Source organism: uncultured Spongiibacter sp. (assembly GCF_964011655.1).
Classification (GTDB): domain Bacteria; phylum Pseudomonadota; class Gammaproteobacteria; order Pseudomonadales; family Spongiibacteraceae; genus Spongiibacter; species Spongiibacter marinus.
The window spans coordinates 1-15,625 of sequence record NZ_CAXGPO010000051.1; the positions used below are offsets into that span (position 1 = coordinate 1).

General features: G+C 55.5%; 10 protein-coding genes. 5 read left to right on the plus strand and 5 right to left on the minus strand.

The window, feature by feature from the left end; translation table 11 throughout:
* From ABNS66_RS15140 to ABNS66_RS15150, 3 genes are all read right to left on the minus strand, one after another.
* The coding region (locus ABNS66_RS15140; RefSeq protein WP_348655375.1) for a TonB-dependent receptor plug domain-containing protein at positions 1-1,738 on the minus strand (1,738 nt) is incomplete at its 3' end.
* A 152-nt stretch (positions 1,739-1,890) separates the two neighbouring features.
* Positions 1,891-2,403: a hypothetical protein gene (locus ABNS66_RS15145; RefSeq protein ID WP_286836620.1), complete on the minus strand. Its 513-nt coding sequence runs from the start codon at positions 2,401-2,403 to the stop codon at positions 1,891-1,893.
* Positions 2,404-2,430: 27 nt separating this feature from the next.
* Positions 2,431-4,524, minus strand: a complete 2,094-nt coding sequence (locus tag ABNS66_RS15150; RefSeq protein WP_348655376.1) for an LruC domain-containing protein — start codon at positions 4,522-4,524, stop codon at positions 2,431-2,433.
* Between the two features lie 279 nt (positions 4,525-4,803).
* Between ABNS66_RS15150 and ABNS66_RS15155 the strand changes: the two genes are divergently transcribed.
* From ABNS66_RS15155 to ABNS66_RS15165, 3 genes are all read left to right on the plus strand, one after another.
* Positions 4,804-5,271, plus strand: a complete 468-nt coding sequence (locus ABNS66_RS15155; RefSeq protein ID WP_204995143.1) for a hypothetical protein — start codon at positions 4,804-4,806, stop codon at positions 5,269-5,271.
* A gap of 128 nt (positions 5,272-5,399) precedes the next feature.
* Positions 5,400-10,265 carry an NAD-glutamate dehydrogenase gene (locus ABNS66_RS15160; RefSeq protein ID WP_286836616.1) on the plus strand — a complete coding sequence of 1,622 codons (4,866 nt, stop codon included), beginning with the start codon at positions 5,400-5,402 and terminating at the stop codon, positions 10,263-10,265.
* A gap of 42 nt (positions 10,266-10,307) precedes the next feature.
* Positions 10,308-11,795, plus strand: coding sequence for a PQQ-dependent sugar dehydrogenase (locus ABNS66_RS15165; RefSeq protein ID WP_286836614.1), 1,488 nt, complete (start codon positions 10,308-10,310; stop codon positions 11,793-11,795).
* Here ABNS66_RS15165 and ABNS66_RS15170 read toward each other — a convergent pair.
* Entirely contained in the window at positions 11,775-12,233 is a 459-nt protein-coding gene (locus tag ABNS66_RS15170; protein ID WP_204995145.1) for a response regulator transcription factor, read from the minus strand. The two genes, ABNS66_RS15165 and ABNS66_RS15170, sit on opposite strands and share 21 nt — an antisense overlap.
* A 292-nt stretch (positions 12,234-12,525) precedes the next feature.
* Here ABNS66_RS15170 and ABNS66_RS15175 point away from each other — a divergent pair, with 292 nt between their 5' ends.
* Complete coding sequence (locus ABNS66_RS15175) at positions 12,526-14,220, plus strand: NAD-dependent malic enzyme (RefSeq protein ID WP_286836611.1); 1,695 nt, start codon at positions 12,526-12,528, stop codon at positions 14,218-14,220.
* 16 nt (positions 14,221-14,236) lie between these two features.
* Here ABNS66_RS15175 and ABNS66_RS15180 read toward each other — a convergent pair whose 3' ends face one another.
* Positions 14,237-15,136 (minus strand): alpha/beta hydrolase, encoded by a 900-nt coding sequence (locus ABNS66_RS15180; RefSeq protein ID WP_286694380.1) that lies wholly within the window; start codon positions 15,134-15,136, stop codon positions 14,237-14,239.
* Positions 15,137-15,242: 106 nt separating this feature from the next.
* On the opposite strand from ABNS66_RS15180, the gene ABNS66_RS15185 reads away from it, so the two are divergent.
* Positions 15,243-15,625 (plus strand): hypothetical protein (locus tag ABNS66_RS15185; protein ID WP_348655377.1); only part of this gene is annotated, 383 nt, incomplete at its 3' end.

The following is a 15,625-nucleotide window of genomic DNA, read 5'->3' on the forward strand; positions in this document are numbered from 1 at the left end:
CGTCGCCGCTATCCTTGCGGCGAGCATTCGGGTCTAAGGGATAATCGTGCAGCGCATCGCCGTCGGCGTCTGGGAACAGGGCCGCGGCAATGCTCACTGGATCGTCTCGCCAGCCCAGGGGGCCGAGGTAGGGGAAAAAGCCGCCGGCACCGGGGCCAAACACGCCGATATTAGTGCCGTTACCAAACAGGCCGCTGCCGAGCAGGCGCTGCTCAATTGCCGCCATGTCGGCCTCGGTGGTGCTGAGTTCGGACTGCCGCTGCTCTTCGGTAATGCGGTAGCCCAGTGTGAGCTCTAGCTGTTGGCTGATATCAAAGGAGGCTTGCGTAAAGGCGGCGAGGGTGGTGTTTTCCAACTCGAAGTCCGATATCACCAGCGGGGCACCGATAAAACCGACCAAGGGCACGGTGCCGCCCGGTACGGGGCGTGTGGGCGCCTGGCTGAGGGCAAGCTCTGCCAGGGTCTGCGAGTCGATGCCGCGAATACTGTTGGAGACGGTGAAGTTCTCGCTGTTGGTTTCCTGCATGGCAAATAGGCCGGCGGTATAGCGCAGGCGTTGTTCAAAGGCTGAACCATTGAGCTGCAGCTCAAAGCTGTAGGAACGCCGGTCGCTGTCCTCGGTATTGATGTAGCTACTCCACAGCGCGGGGCCACCATCGGGATCGCTGGCCTGTATTGGGCCCTCCTTCTCGCCGCGCAGGCCGATAACGGACTTCAGGCTCAAGGTGTCGCTGATCTGCCAGTCAGCGGTCGCCGCGAGCAGCGCGGTATCAAGATCCTTCTGCAAGCGCGGGTTGGGACCCTGGTTCGATTTTAAATCGCCCAGGCGCTCCCGGGAGTTGGCGTCGCAGTTTTCCTGAAAGGCCCGCAAATTTGCAGGATCCGTGTCGCCGGGGTGGGCAACCCAAAGGCCCTGTATATACAGGGCCTCCTGGCTGGGCACAGAACAGTTGATACCACTGAGGTTTTCGCGGATTTTCCCCAGAAATGCCTGGGTATCCAGACTGAAATGCTCACTGGCTTCCCAGCGGGTTTGCAGCAACAGCGACTGACGGTCATTGGTGGGGTTGTTCTGGCCGGTGGCGACATTCTCGAAGTAGCCATCGTCTTTGGTGATGTTAATCGCTGCGCGGGTGAAAAAGTGATCACTGATTGGCCAGTTTACACCGGCTTTCAAACGTCGCTGGGCGTAGTTTCCGACGCCTGCTTCCACATACGCTGCGGGCTCGGCGTCGGGCTTTTGCAGGCTGACCACCATGGCGCCACCGGTGGTGTTTTTCCCGAAGAGGGTTCCCTGTGGGCCACGCAATACCTGAATGCTGGCGATGTCGACGGTATCGAGTAGCTGGCCGTCTGAGCGGGGTAGGAATAAATCGTCTAAATACACGCCTACCGTGGGATCAACGCGGGCAAAACCGGTGCGTTCACCAATGCCGCGAATGTAAATTTGATTGGCTTGGCCCTTGCGAATCTCGAGGCTGGGAACCGACTTGGTTAACTCGCTGGTGTTGCTAATGCCGCGCTCGCGGAGACTGTCGGCGCTAATTGCTGTAACGGCAATAGGGATGTCCTGCATACTCTCGCTGCGCTTTCGCGCTGTCACCAGCACTTCCTCCAGTACCCCTTTTTGTAAGGTGTTGTCAGCGGCTGACTCGGCGTTGGTAAACGGGCTAATACTTAGGCCGAGGGCGATGCCCCCGGCGATAGCACTGAGGCTAGGGCGTGCAAAATAATCCACGATGACTCTCCGGCGAATTGGCGGGCTGTAATACGCCGCCGTTTAATTATTGTTATAAGTAGTTTTTCTACCTTGAAGTATTTTTACACCATAGTGTAAAAATACTTCAAGTGCCGGTGCTATAACTTTTTGTCATGTAGGGGTGATGGGCCTTAGCGAATTTCAATAAATTCCTCATCGCGGTACTGCCGCTGCCAGACGCGATGCTGGGTCTGATCCGGGGTATCGAGTTTCCAGATGCTCACCAGCAAGGTGTCGTCAGTATTGCGAGCTTGCACGGTGTAATCGCTGTTTCCTGCGACGTAGGTTTTCAATAGGCAGCTTTTTAAGTCGACGTCGAAGCCGTCGGCATTTTCGCTGTAGTTGCGGCAAATAGTCAGGAATTCATTGCCACCGCTGTCGCCAATGTAACTGGTGACGGTCAGCGTGTAGTCTTGGCGAAGATCAAAGCCCTCGGGCACTTGTAAATCGGCGGTGGTTTCCGCGGGCGGCTGCGGTTCGTCGACAGCGACGGGCTGCTGAACGGGCGCTGGGGTGATGTTTGCGCTGTCGCTGTCGGCAGTACTTGCCGTATTGTTTCCACCGCCGCCGCCACCACCTCCACCACCACAGGCGGTAATGGCAAGGCTAAGGCAGAGTGGTGCGATAAGTGAGTGGCTGCTCATAATAGTGACCTCGGTGTGTCGCCGTGTTTAGCGGTTGAAAATGTTTTTGGTGTTGGCGTTTTCACGGTTGTACCAGTCCAGGTGTTCTTTTCCCGACGAGCGTATGTGGTCGTGGAATTTGGGGTAGGCGTAGTGAATGTCCATGTACTCTGAGGGGTAGTCCCATTTTGCCGGTATGTTCATTGCCCAGGGCATGTTGTTTTGGTTGACGTAGTACACGTTGGTATTGCTGGCGTCGTCACCTCTGCCAAGAAAATTCTGTTGAAAGGCGCTTGTTGGGGCCATACCCCTGAGATGAATTTCGAAGCGGCGTCCCGGTGCTTCTCCAAACAGATAGTTTCTTGCGTAGCCTGGCGTGGCGAAAAGAAATGGGTCGAAGGGGAAGTCGCCAAGGCGCTCTGATGGCACGCCTGTTTGCAGCGTGATCGTGGCACTAAAACGCATTTGTATGTTCGAACCGCAGCCGGGCTCGGTGCGGTAGTAGCGGCAGTTTTCCCCCGGGGTGGTGTATTGGTGAAGGTCCTCTGCGATGATCACAATGGCGTCATCTTGATCTGGCTCCATGACGCTGGCTTGTGGAAGGCCGTTGATCGATAGGTGGCTCAACGCTTCGATAACATCGTCGCGGTTAAGTCCGGGAAGGCGGAAAGCAAAGCCATTGTGGTAACTCGCGCCATGTGCGACGACTTCCCCTTCTATCTCGATATGGGTCAGCGAGTCGCCGAGTTGGCGTTTGGCTAAGCGGTATTGAATGACTACATCATTCATATCGTAGTCGCCCATCAGCGGCCAATTATCCTCAAAGGCCAGTGTCGCGCGGTCATTTTCACCGGGGTAAAAAATGGTGGTGGCGGGCTGTTCAGCAATCTCAATGGCGTAATCTTCCACCTCGCCGTCGGGTGCCCCCCCCTGACTGGTCAGCCCGGGTGTGGTACTCAAGCGAAAGCGCATCCAGCTACCACCGATCGCTGCATCGGTGGGGGCGGTATAGGAGAGCATTGCCGTTCCGGCCGCGACTGGATGGTCCACCAACCACTGTTCGTCGCCGCTGAAATTGCCGTCGCCATTCCAATCCGCCCAGGCACTGAGCAAACCTGCGCCGCTGCTTTCAACTGACACTAATGCGCTTTTCCCACGCAGAGGCATATTAAGAAAGGCAACGCCATCATTCTCGGTTGTCGCGTTGCCTAGTTCGGACAGCTTGGCATCGGCTTCGTAGCTGATGCTCGCGCCCAGATAGAGCTCGCCGTTGCCCTTGGCATGGCGGGCACCGTTGTTTTGCAGCGAGCTAGCATAGCTGTCCGGAGCGCTGCCGAAATCCGCGATGGCGATGCCGCTGGTAACGATAGGGGCCAGCGCACACCGGGCGCCATCGTTGTTGCTGGAGGCCGGGCCAGAGGCAAAGCGAACGGCTTTCGGCGTGCTTTGTGAAACGTCAATTTGGAAAATGAGGCCATCGTTGTTGCGGGAAATATAGAGGTTGCCATCAACGTCGAAATAGGCGGCGCCAAACGTTCCTGATTCGCCGGTATTGCCGAGCTTTTCAGCGGTGTTGTTCGAAATATCTATCTTCCAAAGTGCGCCTTGGTTATCCACGGCATAGACCATGCCGTTGCTGGGGTGGAAGGCCATATCGTAAATCTTGAGATTCAGTGCCGCGCCGGAAATAACTTTCTGCAGCGATAGATAGTCATCGCTGAGACTGTCCAACGAGAGCCGATACAGACCGTAATCGCTACCGCTTCGGTAGAAGTAGTAGGCGTTTTCCGTGGGCGATATATCACCGACAAAAAAACTTAAGCCCTGCATATTGGCATTGAGTTCCGCCACGCTGTTGTCAGCGCCAAGGCGGCTGATAGAGCCCGTTTCGTAGTTGTAGGCGTAGAGATAGCTGTCACTTAAATTGAAGGCGAGGGCATTCATTTTGGCACTCGTCCAACCCGGCGTGCTCAGCGGCTTACTGAAGCCGGTGGCGAGATCGACGCTGTACAGCTGCGCCACCCTGTCTTGAATAAGAAAGGCCTCCCCGGGGCAGCGCTCAAAGGGCAGGGCATACGTCAGCGAGGTGGTGCATGAAAGCAGGCTTACAAGGCCCAGAATTTTGCGTTTCATATTGGTCATCACTTATTCGTTGGCAGATGTCCTACTAATCGCAAAATTGATACCAATTAAAAAATCCTTTTATTTCATGGGTTTGGGGTTTTTGGCGGGAAGCTCTATCGGTTTTTCGCAAATTGCGACGCTAAATGCGTAGTCCCTCGCTCAAGTGGGCGGTGTTGTGAACCGAGTGGCGCTGAGGGCGGGCCTGGTCCGGCAGGCACAAAAGTGTGGAGGTCAGGTGCTTCAGTTGGGGTTAAGGCAAACCTCATTAGGCTAAAAACTCTAATGGAGGATATAGCGATGAACAAGACAGGTAGAGTGTCGTCAGAAAACCATCTATTGGCGGCGGTGGTCGTGTTGTTGGTCGGCACAATGGCATTGCCAAGCCAGGCGCGTGCCGACAATGCTGAGGTTGCTGCCGCGGTGTTGCTGGGTGCCGCAGTGGTTTACGCCGCGCACGATAGCGACGCCAGATATGTGCACCGTCACCATGCACATTGTGGTCACCGGGTGGCGAAGCACCCTAATTACCGGCGCGGTTATCAGCATGCCTATCGATCCGGCTATCGAGATGGCTACGATGATGGCGCTTACGATTACAGCCGTCCCCACTATGGCAAACACCATCACAAACGCGACTATTGGCGTCACCACAGCAGCCGCTACGACCGGCACTACCACAAGGGCGGCCACCGTCCCCACAAAAACCACCGGGTTCATGGTAAGGGCAATGACTGGAACACGCGGGTGATTATTCGCGAATACTAATGCGCCTTTGCTGCCATGTGTGACGGCGCTTGCGGTCGGGCGGGCGGCCTGCCAGACAGCTGCTAGACTCAGGTTGAGCGGCGTGTCTGGCAGGCCGCTTTGCTTTTTTGCAGAGTGAGACCGTTGATATGACCAACCTGAACATTAGGCAGCAATTACTCAAGCGTATCGCAACGGTTGCGGATAAACAGCTGGATGGGAGTGACGCGAAGGTTTTTCGCCAGTTTCTCGATCAGGTGGTACATGTTCACCCTGACGAGAGTCAGCTGAGTTGGGAGGCTGATGCTAACTTCGGTTTGTTATATGGCTTGTATGACTTTGTCTCCCAGCGCGCCGAATCGGAGTCATTGGTCAAAGTCTTTAATCCGGATCTGGAAAGCGACGGTTGGCTAAGTAAGCACACCGTAATCTACTACTGCCAGCCCGATCGCCCATTTCTCGTTGATTCTCTGCGTATTGCGCTGAATAACTCCAACCTAAATGTGCACGTGTTTGAGAGCAATTTAATGTGGGTTGAACGCAGCCCTGAGGGAAGGTTGGAGGCGCTCTCGACGAGTCGCAATAGTGACGCCTGTTGCGAAAGTGTCGGCTATGTATTGATAGACACCTGTAGTGATCAGAGTGTGCTTCACGCATTGACCTCCGATCTGCGCACCGCCAGTGACGACGTTGAGCGAGTTGTCGAGCACTTCCCGGCGATGCTTGAGCGTTTGCAGGCCTGTATAGACGAAAGTGAGCGAACCTTTGGGGAAGATAACGAAGAGGCCGTGTTTCTGCGTTGGCTGCGCGATGGCAATTTCACGTTTTTGGGGATGTCGGACTTTCTTCTCTCCAGCCAAAATGATCAACCCTATATTGCCGAGGTACCGGATAATCAGTTGGGCCTAATGGGCAAGCGCGCGCCGCTGCCCGCTGTTGCCTTGAATACGTTGTGCCAGGGCTTTGCCGACTTCTACGCCCAGCGATCGGCATTGGCGTTTACGAAAACCTCGCAAAAATCGACGGTACACCGCCACGTTTATGCCGACTATATCGTGATAAAACGTTTCAATGAACAGGGCCAGGCGATTGGTGAGACAAGGGTGCTCGGCCTGTATACCGCTGGTATGTACTACCACAGTGTCGAGCGAATACCGCTACTGCGCAGCAAGGCGCAATGGTTGCGACACCACTCCCAGCTTGATGGCGCCAGCCACAATGGCAAAACCTTCGCGCTGATCATTGAGCGCCACCCCAGAGACGAGCTCATTCAGGCTGAGCAAAGCGACCTGCTCGACGCGCTCCTGGCAATTTGGAAAATTTACGAGCGGCGCGCAGTGAAATTGGTGCTGCGCGTTGATCGCTTTGAAAAATTCGTGAGCTGCATCGTTTACTTGCCGCGCGAAGCGGTAAAGATGGAAAAGGACATCGAACGACTGCTTGGGCAAGCCATTGGCAGTAGCGATTGTGAGTTGTCCACGCAGTTTCTTTCGGAATCGGTGCTGGCGCGCATGCAGTTGGTTTTCCGCATTCACGATCAGCAATTTCGTCAGCTTGATCGCGGAGCCCTGGAAACTGAGATTATTGAATTGTGCCGGGACTGGCGGCAGCGCTTTACCGAGCTGTGTATTGAGCGTCATGGCGAGGAAACCGGTCGCTCGTTAGCCCTGCAATACCAGCAGGCATTTTCTGCGGCTTATCGGGATCGTTTTTCGCCGCTGCTGGCGGTGAATGATATTGAGCTCTGTCGGCGCCTTACAGACAGCAGTGATATCAGCATCAGCCTTTTTCATCAGGCCGGCAGTGACGATAATCGCTTGCGCTTAAAGCTGTTTCATCGCGAAGAATCGCTGCAGCTATCAGATATATTGCCGATGTTGGAAAAAATGGGCTCGCGGGTATTGGTGGAGCACCCGTATCAAATTTGCCCCGACGGTGAAAGCGATATCTGGATGCACGACTTCGTGTTGGAGCACGATCTGGGCGGCGGTAGGAAACTTAATCTGGAGTCAGTGCGCGACAGCTACGAAGACGCTTTGCGCGCGATCTGGCAGGGCAAGGCCGAGAATGACAGCTTCAATCGTCTAGTCATTGGCGCCAGATTGGACTGGCGTTCTGTGGCGCTGATTCGCGCCTATGCGCGCTACATCAAGCAGCTCGGCTCACTGTTGAGCTTGGACTTTATCGCCTCGGTATTGAGCAGTAATGTCGATATTACTCGGGATTTAATGGCCTTGTTTCGCTGCCTGTTTGACCCGAGGCGCGGCGCGCAAAAAAGCAGTGAAGAGCGCGAAAATAAGCTACGAGACGGCATTCTTCATGCGTTGGATGAAGTGCAAAACCTCAATGAGGACCAAGTGCTGCGGCAATACCTTGAGTGTATCGACGCCACGCTGCGGTGTAACTTCTTTCAACAGGATGACGCGCTGCAATACCGCGATTGTATTGCGTTGAAGATCAGCACCCGCGATCTTAGTTTTGCGCCAGCACCTCGCCCTGAGTACGAGATATTTGTGTTTTCGCCGCGTGTGGAAGGCGTCCATCTGCGGGGCGGCAAAGTTGCGCGCGGCGGCATACGCTGGTCCGACCGTCTGGAGGACTACCGCACCGAAATCCTGGGGCTGGTAAAAGCGCAGCAGGTGAAAAATGCCGTCATAGTTCCCACCGGTGCTAAAGGGGGCTTTGTCGCCCGACTCTCGGCGCAGCTTGAGTCGCGAGAGGAGCTGTTTTCCGAGGGCGTGGCCTGCTACAAATTGTTTATTGGCAGCCTGTTGGATATTACCGATAACCGCGAGGGTGATCGTGTGGTGCCGCCCGAGTCTGTCGTTTGCCGCGATGACGACGACCCCTACTTGGTGGTTGCGGCGGATAAGGGCACGGCGAGTTTTTCCGATATTGCCAATGATATTGCCCTCAGTCGCGGCTTTTGGCTGGGCGATGCCTTCGCCTCCGGGGGCAGTAACGGTTATGACCACAAAGCGATGGGAATTACTGCCAGGGGTGCTTGGGTCGCGGTGCAACGGCACTTTCGTGAGCTTGGTATTGATGTGCAGCGCGATCCGGTGACGGTGATCGGTATCGGCGACATGGGCGGGGATGTATTTGGTAACGGCATGTTGTTGTCCAAGTCGCTGAAGGTGGTTGCCGCCTTCAACCACCTGCATATTTTTATTGACCCAGTGCCCGATGCAGAAGCTTCCTGGCAGGAGCGCAAGCGCTTATTTGAGCGGCCCAGGTCAAGTTGGGCCGACTACAGTACCGAATTAATCTCGACGGGCGGTGGCGTCTTCTCGCGCAGCTCAAAGCAAGTGCCATTGTCGCCGGAAATGCAGCAGCTACTAGCCTGTGATGACGCCGCACTCACTCCCACGCAACTGATTCGCCGCCTGCTGCAGGCGAAGGTAGACCTGATATGGAACGGCGGCATTGGCACCTATGTAAAAGCCGCGGAAGAAAGTCATGCCGATGTTGGTGATCGCGCCAATGACCCGTTGCGGATAAATGGCAGTGAGCTGCGTTGCCGGGTATTTGGCGAGGGCGGAAATCTCGGCGTTACCCAGCTTGGGCGTCTGGAATTTTGCCGCAATGGCGGTATTTGTAATACCGACTTTATCGATAACGCTGCTGGTGTGGATTGTTCCGATCACGAAGTAAATATAAAGATTCTGCTCAATGCACAGCTCGAGTCCGAGGACTTAACGTCCAAGCAGCGCAATCAGCTGCTTGCCGATATGACGGATGATGTGGCGTCCTTGGTGTTGCATAACAACTACCGTCAGACCCTGGCAATCAGCCTGGCAAGCTATAGCCGCGATAAGCACCACCACGACTACCTTCGCTTTGTTGAGCACCTGGAAGAGACGGGGGCGCTGAATCGAGAGTTGGAGTTTTTGCCTGATAACGAGCGTATTAACGAGCTGCACAGCGAAGGGAAAAGCTGGACGCGACCGGAATTAGCGCTGCTGGTTTCCTACGCCAAAGTTGAGCTTAAGGAACAGTTGATGGCGCTGGCGGATACCGACGACCCCTGGTTGCTTGAGCGTGTATACCGCGCCTTCCCTCAGCGTCTTCGTCGCGACTATGCCTCACAGATTCGCGACCACCGTCTGGCCAGGGAAATCATTGCCACGCAGTTGGCCAATGAGCTGGTGAACATCATGGGCTTTCGCTACAGCCATCGTCAGGAAATCTCCCTGGGGGCAACAGCAGTAGAGACAGCCTGTGCGTTTGTCGCCGTCGTCGAGTTATTTGGTGTTGAAGGGCTGTGGCGCCGCGTAGAAGCGTTGGATCAAGGTGTCGATAGCACCGTGCAGTACGCCTTGTTTCACCAGATTATGCGTCTTGGGCGACGCAGCACGCGCTGGTTTTTGCGAAATATCCACCATATACAGCCGTCGCGATTGATTGAAAAAATGCAGCCGGGCTTCGCCGCGCTCATGCCGTGCGTGGTGGAGAATCTGCGCGGTGTATGGGCAGAGGAATACCGCAGCAGAAGCGCGCGCTGGATAGATGCCGGGGTGCCGGAAGAATTGGCGACCACGATTGCGGCATTTGATGCCTATTTTATGCTGCCAGGCTGCGTGGATGCAGCCCTGGAAGTTAATTGCCCGGCAGAGCGTTTCAGCAAGTTGCAGTTCGCTCTGCTAGAAACCTTGCAAATGGATTGGGCGCTGCAGGTGTTAATTTCCTGGCAGCCGGGTGGGCGTTGGCAGGACCTGGCGCGGGAGTCCTATGTGGATAGCCTGGAGTCGTTGTTGCGCCAGCTAAGCATTGGCCTATTGAGCGACGCGCAACGGACTTTGTCTGACATACTCGATAGCTGGCAAACTGGCAATCAGTCGCGCTTGAGCCGTTACAATACCATCATCGACAGTGTCAGAATTGCCGCGGCCGAGGATTTGTCGGTGTTCACTGTGGTGTTGCGAGAGCTTCAGGATCTGGTTGACGCGTCGTTGGCTCAACTGCCCGATTCGTCGCTGCCACACGCCACTGGCGAAGTCGGTGAGACGTCATAAGGCGCTGTTGAGCCGAAATATATACTAAGGGGAAATACACTTTTGAAACGCACGTTGGTCTTTGTTTTTTCTGCGCTGTTACTCTGCCTGATCCTGATTGTCGCCAGCCCGTTTGTCTTGATTCAATTTGGCTCGCCGGGTATGGCGACGGCCTCTCGGGCGCTGTTGCATGCGGCCGTTGGCTACAGCGATGCCGCTCCGATGGATGACGGTACTGATCTGGCAGTGGCGGAGGGGTATCGCGTTGATGTGTATGCCAGTGGCCTGGGGAATATTCGTTTTCTTGCCGTCACCTCAGGTGGCGATCTTTTTGTCAGTCGCCCGCGCACCGGTGAAGTGCTGCGTCTTGCTGCAGACCACAATGGTGATGGCTTGCCCGACGCTCAAGAGGTCGTGCTGGCGGGGCTGACGCGGCCGCATGGCCTGGCATTGCGAGAAAATCACTTATACGCTGCCGAGTCGAATGCAATTGGTCGCGTGGCGCTGGACAGTGATGGCCGCATTCAAGGTGACTACCAACGGTTGGTGAGCGGATTTGGCGATGGCGGCAACCATTGGACAAAAACCATAGCGTTTGGCCCAGATGGCTGGCTGTATCTCAGCTCCGGGTCCACCTGTAATGTGTGTGAAGAAAGTGACCCGCAACGCGCGACGATCATGCGCATGCAAGCGGATGGCAGTGGTCTGGAAATCTATGCGCGCGGTTTACGCAACAGTGTTGGCTTTGACTGGACGCCCTGGGATCAGCGGCTTTTTGCCACTGATAATGGCCGCGATTTATTGGGTGACAACTTCCCGCCCTGCGAGCTGAATGAGGTGGTGCAGGGCGGCTTCTATGGTTGGCCCTACTACAATGCGGATCAGCTGGACCCGGACTTCGGTGAGAAAATTCCGCAAGGTTTGCCGCAAAACAGACCGCCTGCCCATAATTTCCCCGCGCATAATGCCCCCCTCGGTATTCGTTTTTTGCGGCACCAGGACGGGCCTTACGCGCGCTCGGCCCTTGTGGCCTTGCACGGCTCCTGGAATCGCAGTGAGCCAGATGGCTACAAAGTGGTGTCACTTCACTGGCAGCAAGACGGCAGTATTGTCCAGCGCGACTTTTTAAGTAACTTCCTGCAGGCCGACAGCTTGCTGGGTCGCCCAGTGGATGTTGTGGAGGCGGCAAGCGGAGAGATATTTATCTCCGATGATTACAGTGGCCGGGTCTATCGTGTGCACCGCGGTGAAGCCAGTCGCACAGCGGTTAATACCCGTGCTGAGCACGACCAAACCGATCCACTGCGCGACTACAGTCAGCGCGATCGCGAGCGGCTTGTGGCAATGGGTGGTAGCTTATATGAACGCTATGCCTGCGCCGAGTGTCATGAGGGTAAAGGATTGCGCCCCCTGCAAGGGTTGGCGGAGCGTTATTCTGCGCAGAGCTTGATGAGCTTTTTTATAACGCCGACACCACCGATGCCTCAGTTAAATTTAAATGAAGCGCAGCGCGAGGCGTTAATGGTGTATTTATTCGCCGCAGAGAAGTAGCGGTTGCTGGCGCATCATCATGGAACGCTCCTTGTCCAAGCGTCTCAAGCCTGCCTGAATGCGAGCGCGAAGTTCTTCGCTGGCGGCAGGCTTGCAGATAAAGTCGTCGGCGCCCGCGTCCATGGCTGCGATCATGTCTGCCCGGTCTTTCCGCCCCGTTAGCATAATGAAGTAGGGTGCGCCCATTGCAGGGCTCTGACTAATGGTTTGGCAGAGCGCTAATCCAGTGATCTTGGGCATTTGCCAGTCGCAAAGCACAATGTCGATATGCTCAGTCAGTAAAATTTGCAGTGCTTTGCTGGGGTCGTTACAACACAGGGCTTCAAAGTGATGCCTCCTTAGTAAGGCCTCCATTCGGAACAGCTCTACGGGAGAGTCATCGATAATGAGTATGCGTGACGACTCAATCGGGCTGGGGTGATTCGCAATGTTACGCATCCAAAACGCTCCGGCGCGCATATCTACTGCGCAGTGTGAAGTTCCTGAGGTAATTGGTTGCAAGTTTTGCTCCATGTTTAAGTCATTGAAAATAAAAAGTATTTATTTTATTCCGTTGCCGGTTTTGTGCTTGCGTCGCAGCTTGCATAGCAGTTTGCATGGGGCGTGTTACCCTGTGCGAGCTTGGCAATCGTCGCATAGACTTTAGTGGTATTTATTTTGTGATTGGCGTTATTCATGTGTAGAATGACGCGCCGAGAAGCTGTTTATACCCCTCCGATACGAGTCCATTATGAATTCTGAGAAACCGCTGTATATCTCTTACGCAGGCCCCATGTTGTTGGAAACCCCGCTGCTAAATAAAGGCTCGGCATTTACTGAAAAGGAGCGTCGCAGCTTTAACTTGATGGGGCTGTTGCCGCCGCGCTACGAAAATATCGACGAGCAAGTCGAACGTGCCTATATGCAGTACTGCAGCTTCGATGAGCCGATCAATAAACATATCTACCTGCGGGCGGTGCAAGACAACAATGAAACCCTGTTTTATCGCCTGCTGAATGATCACCTTGAAGAGATGTTGCCCATTATCTACACCCCGACGGTAGGCGAGGCTTGCGAGCATTTTTCCGACATTTATCGCAGTGCCCGCGGCATCTTTGTCTCCTATGAAGACCGTGACTACTTGGATGACATTTTGCACAGTGTCAGTAAGGACCGAGTAAAAGTGCTGGTGGTCACCGACGGTGAGCGCGTGTTGGGTCTGGGCGACCAGGGCATTGGGGGAATGGGTATTCCCATAGGCAAACTATCTTTGTATACCGCCTGCGGTGGAATTAGCCCCGCGTACACATTGCCGGTTGTGTTGGATGTGGGCACGAATAATCAAACATTGCTCGACGACCCCATGTATATGGGTATGCGTCACCCGCGTATTGAAAAGGATGAGTACAACGCCTTTGTCGACCAGTTTATCGACGCGGCGCAACAGCGCTGGCCCGGCGTGCTTATTCAGTTTGAAGATTTTGCTCAGCCCAATGCCATGCCGATTTTACAGCGGCATAAAGAGCGTGTTTGTTGCTTTAACGATGATATTCAGGGAACCGCTGCCGTCACCCTGGGGACGGTACTTTCCGCGTGTAAGCGCAAGGGCGAACGGCTGCGGGATCAGAATATCGTGTTCGTCGGTGCGGGGTCGGCGGGTTGTGGCATTGCCGAGCAATTGATTCGTGCAATGGTGGAGGAGGGCTTGAGCGACGCCGAAGCTCGCGCCCAACTCTACATGATCGACCGCTTTGGCTTACTTATGCAGCGCATGGACGGGCTGTTGGATTTTCAGGCGGCGCTGGCTCAGCCCGAATCGGCGGTATCGGCCTGGCAGTATGATGGCGACTATCCCTGTCTGTTGGATGTCGTGAGTAATCTCGATGTAGGTGTGCTGATAGGTGTTTCCGGCAAGCCTGGTCTGTTTACCGAAGAGGCAATTCGCCGTCTGCACCAGCGTTGCGAGCGGCCCATTATCCTGCCATTAAGTAACCCATCAAAGCATGTTGAGGCGCGGCCGCAGCAGATTCTTGAATGGACCGATGGGCAGGCTATCGTCGCCACCGGCAGCCCGTTCTCAGCGGTGGAATACGCGCAGCAGCGCTACGAGATTTCGCAGTGCAATAACAGTTATATCTTCCCTGGAATTGGCTTGGGAGTGGTGGCCAGTCGCGCCAGCCGCGTCAGCGACGAAATGTTAATGGCCGCCAGTCGTTGCCTCGCCGAGGCCGCTAGCCAGTATCACGATAAACGCAATAGGGTGCTGCCGCCGCTAACCGAGCTCGCTGAGTTGAGTCGTGCCATCGCCTTTGCCGTTGCCAAAGTGGCTCAGGCGCAGGGCCTGGCCCGCGAGCGCAGTGACGAAGAGTTACGCGCAGATATAGAGCGCAACTTCTGGACACCGAGTTACCGAGAATACCGGCGCATCGCGGCGAGAGCGCGTTGACGCCGGTGCAGGTTAGTTATTGAGTGCCGTTTAAGTGCTTTTGGAAAAAGGCGATCTGATCACTCACCGCCTGTTCAAACGCCTCGCCAACATAAATATCGAAATGGCCGATATCGTATTGTTTGAGCGTGGCCTTCGCGCCGAGCTTATGCGCCAGCTTAATCGCTGCCGAAGCCGGTGCCACGGTGTCGCGCAAACAGGCTTGGATCAGCGCAGGGCAATGGACTTGCTTTGCCTTGAGTGTGGGGCGATAGGTGCCTAGCGCCAGGGCCAGGCGGCCAGCCATGGCATTTTGCCAGTTATCGGGTTGAATAGCGCGGTAGCCACTCCAGGCGTCGTGGCTGCTCATGGCGGCAAAGCCACCGGGCTTAGCGATAATGGGCACCATCACCGGTGAGCCGCCAAGGGCGGATTTGGCCAGGTCGGCCACGCCGTAGGCGCTGAGTTTGAGTAGCCGGCCGACGCCTGCATAGCCGAGCATGGCCGCTACCGAGGCCAGACCGTCCATCATCGGCCCCTGGGCAGCCACCGCGGCCACACGCTTATCGGCGGCCGCCGTACTGATCACATGTCCACCCGAGAACGAACTGCCCCACAGCGCAATGCGCTTGGCGTCAACATTGGGCAGGGTTTCAGCAAAACTGATGGCGGCGCGCCAATCCTGCAGCTGTTTGGAAACAGACAGCAATTGCCGGGGTTCACCGTCAGAGGCGCCAAAGTGGCGGTAGTCAAATAGCAGCACTGCAAAGCCCGCGTCGGCAAACCGCTGGGCGTAGGGCTCCAGGCCCGCATCCCGTGTACCGCCCAAACCGTGCGCCATCACAATGCAGGCTTGTGGTGTGGCCGTGGGGTAATGCCATGCGCGGCAGCGAGTGCCCTGGCTTAAAAATTCGACATCCTTGCGTGGTAGGCTCATGGCGTCTCTCTATAATTATGTAAAACGGACGATTGATCAGCTGCGCGCCTTGCCAAACAATGAGCGTTCTCGCAGCGCCAAGCGCTAAACCTACCGAGGGTAAGCCATGTTTGACCATGTGAAAAAAGGACGTCTCACAACACTGGGGTTGTTATTCATCGCGGTATTAACCGCCTGCGGAGGCTCCTCGTCGGGCTCCGGTTCCTCCGGTGAGCGTTTCTCTGAGCCGACCTTTGAAACAGAAATGTCGGTGCTCAATGAGGGTCTGGTCTGTAACCCCTTCACCGAGAGCGGGCCTGTTGTGCTGCTGGTTCACGGCACGTTTACCCACGGCGAAGAGCAGTGGACGTGGAATTACGAGCCCCTGCTGTTGGGCGAGGGTTACGATGTTTGTATTGTGACCTACCCCAACCGCGGGTTAAGTGATGCGCAGATTGCCGCCGAATATGTGGTGAATGCGATTGATCAAATTGCCGACTCCGGGCGCAA

Bases quoted from the DNA above. Each gene is read 5' to 3' on its own strand.
- ABNS66_RS15145 (WP_286836620.1), bottom strand. From the start codon at position 2,403: ATGAGCAGCCACTCACTTATCGCACCACTCTGCCTTAGCCTTGCCATT.
- ABNS66_RS15150 (WP_348655376.1), bottom strand. From the start codon at position 4,524: ATGACCAATATGAAACGCAAAATTCTGGGCCTTGTAAGCCTGCTTTCA.
- ABNS66_RS15155 (WP_204995143.1), top strand. From the start codon at position 4,804: ATGAACAAGACAGGTAGAGTGTCGTCAGAAAACCATCTATTGGCGGCG.
- ABNS66_RS15160 (WP_286836616.1), top strand. From the start codon at position 5,400: ATGACCAACCTGAACATTAGGCAGCAATTACTCAAGCGTATCGCAACG.
- ABNS66_RS15170 (WP_204995145.1), bottom strand. From the start codon at position 12,233: ATGCGTAACATTGCGAATCACCCCAGCCCGATTGAGTCGTCACGCATA.
- ABNS66_RS15175 (WP_286836611.1), top strand. From the start codon at position 12,526: ATGAATTCTGAGAAACCGCTGTATATCTCTTACGCAGGCCCCATGTTG.
- ABNS66_RS15180 (WP_286694380.1), bottom strand. From the start codon at position 15,136: ATGAGCCTACCACGCAAGGATGTCGAATTTTTAAGCCAGGGCACTCGC.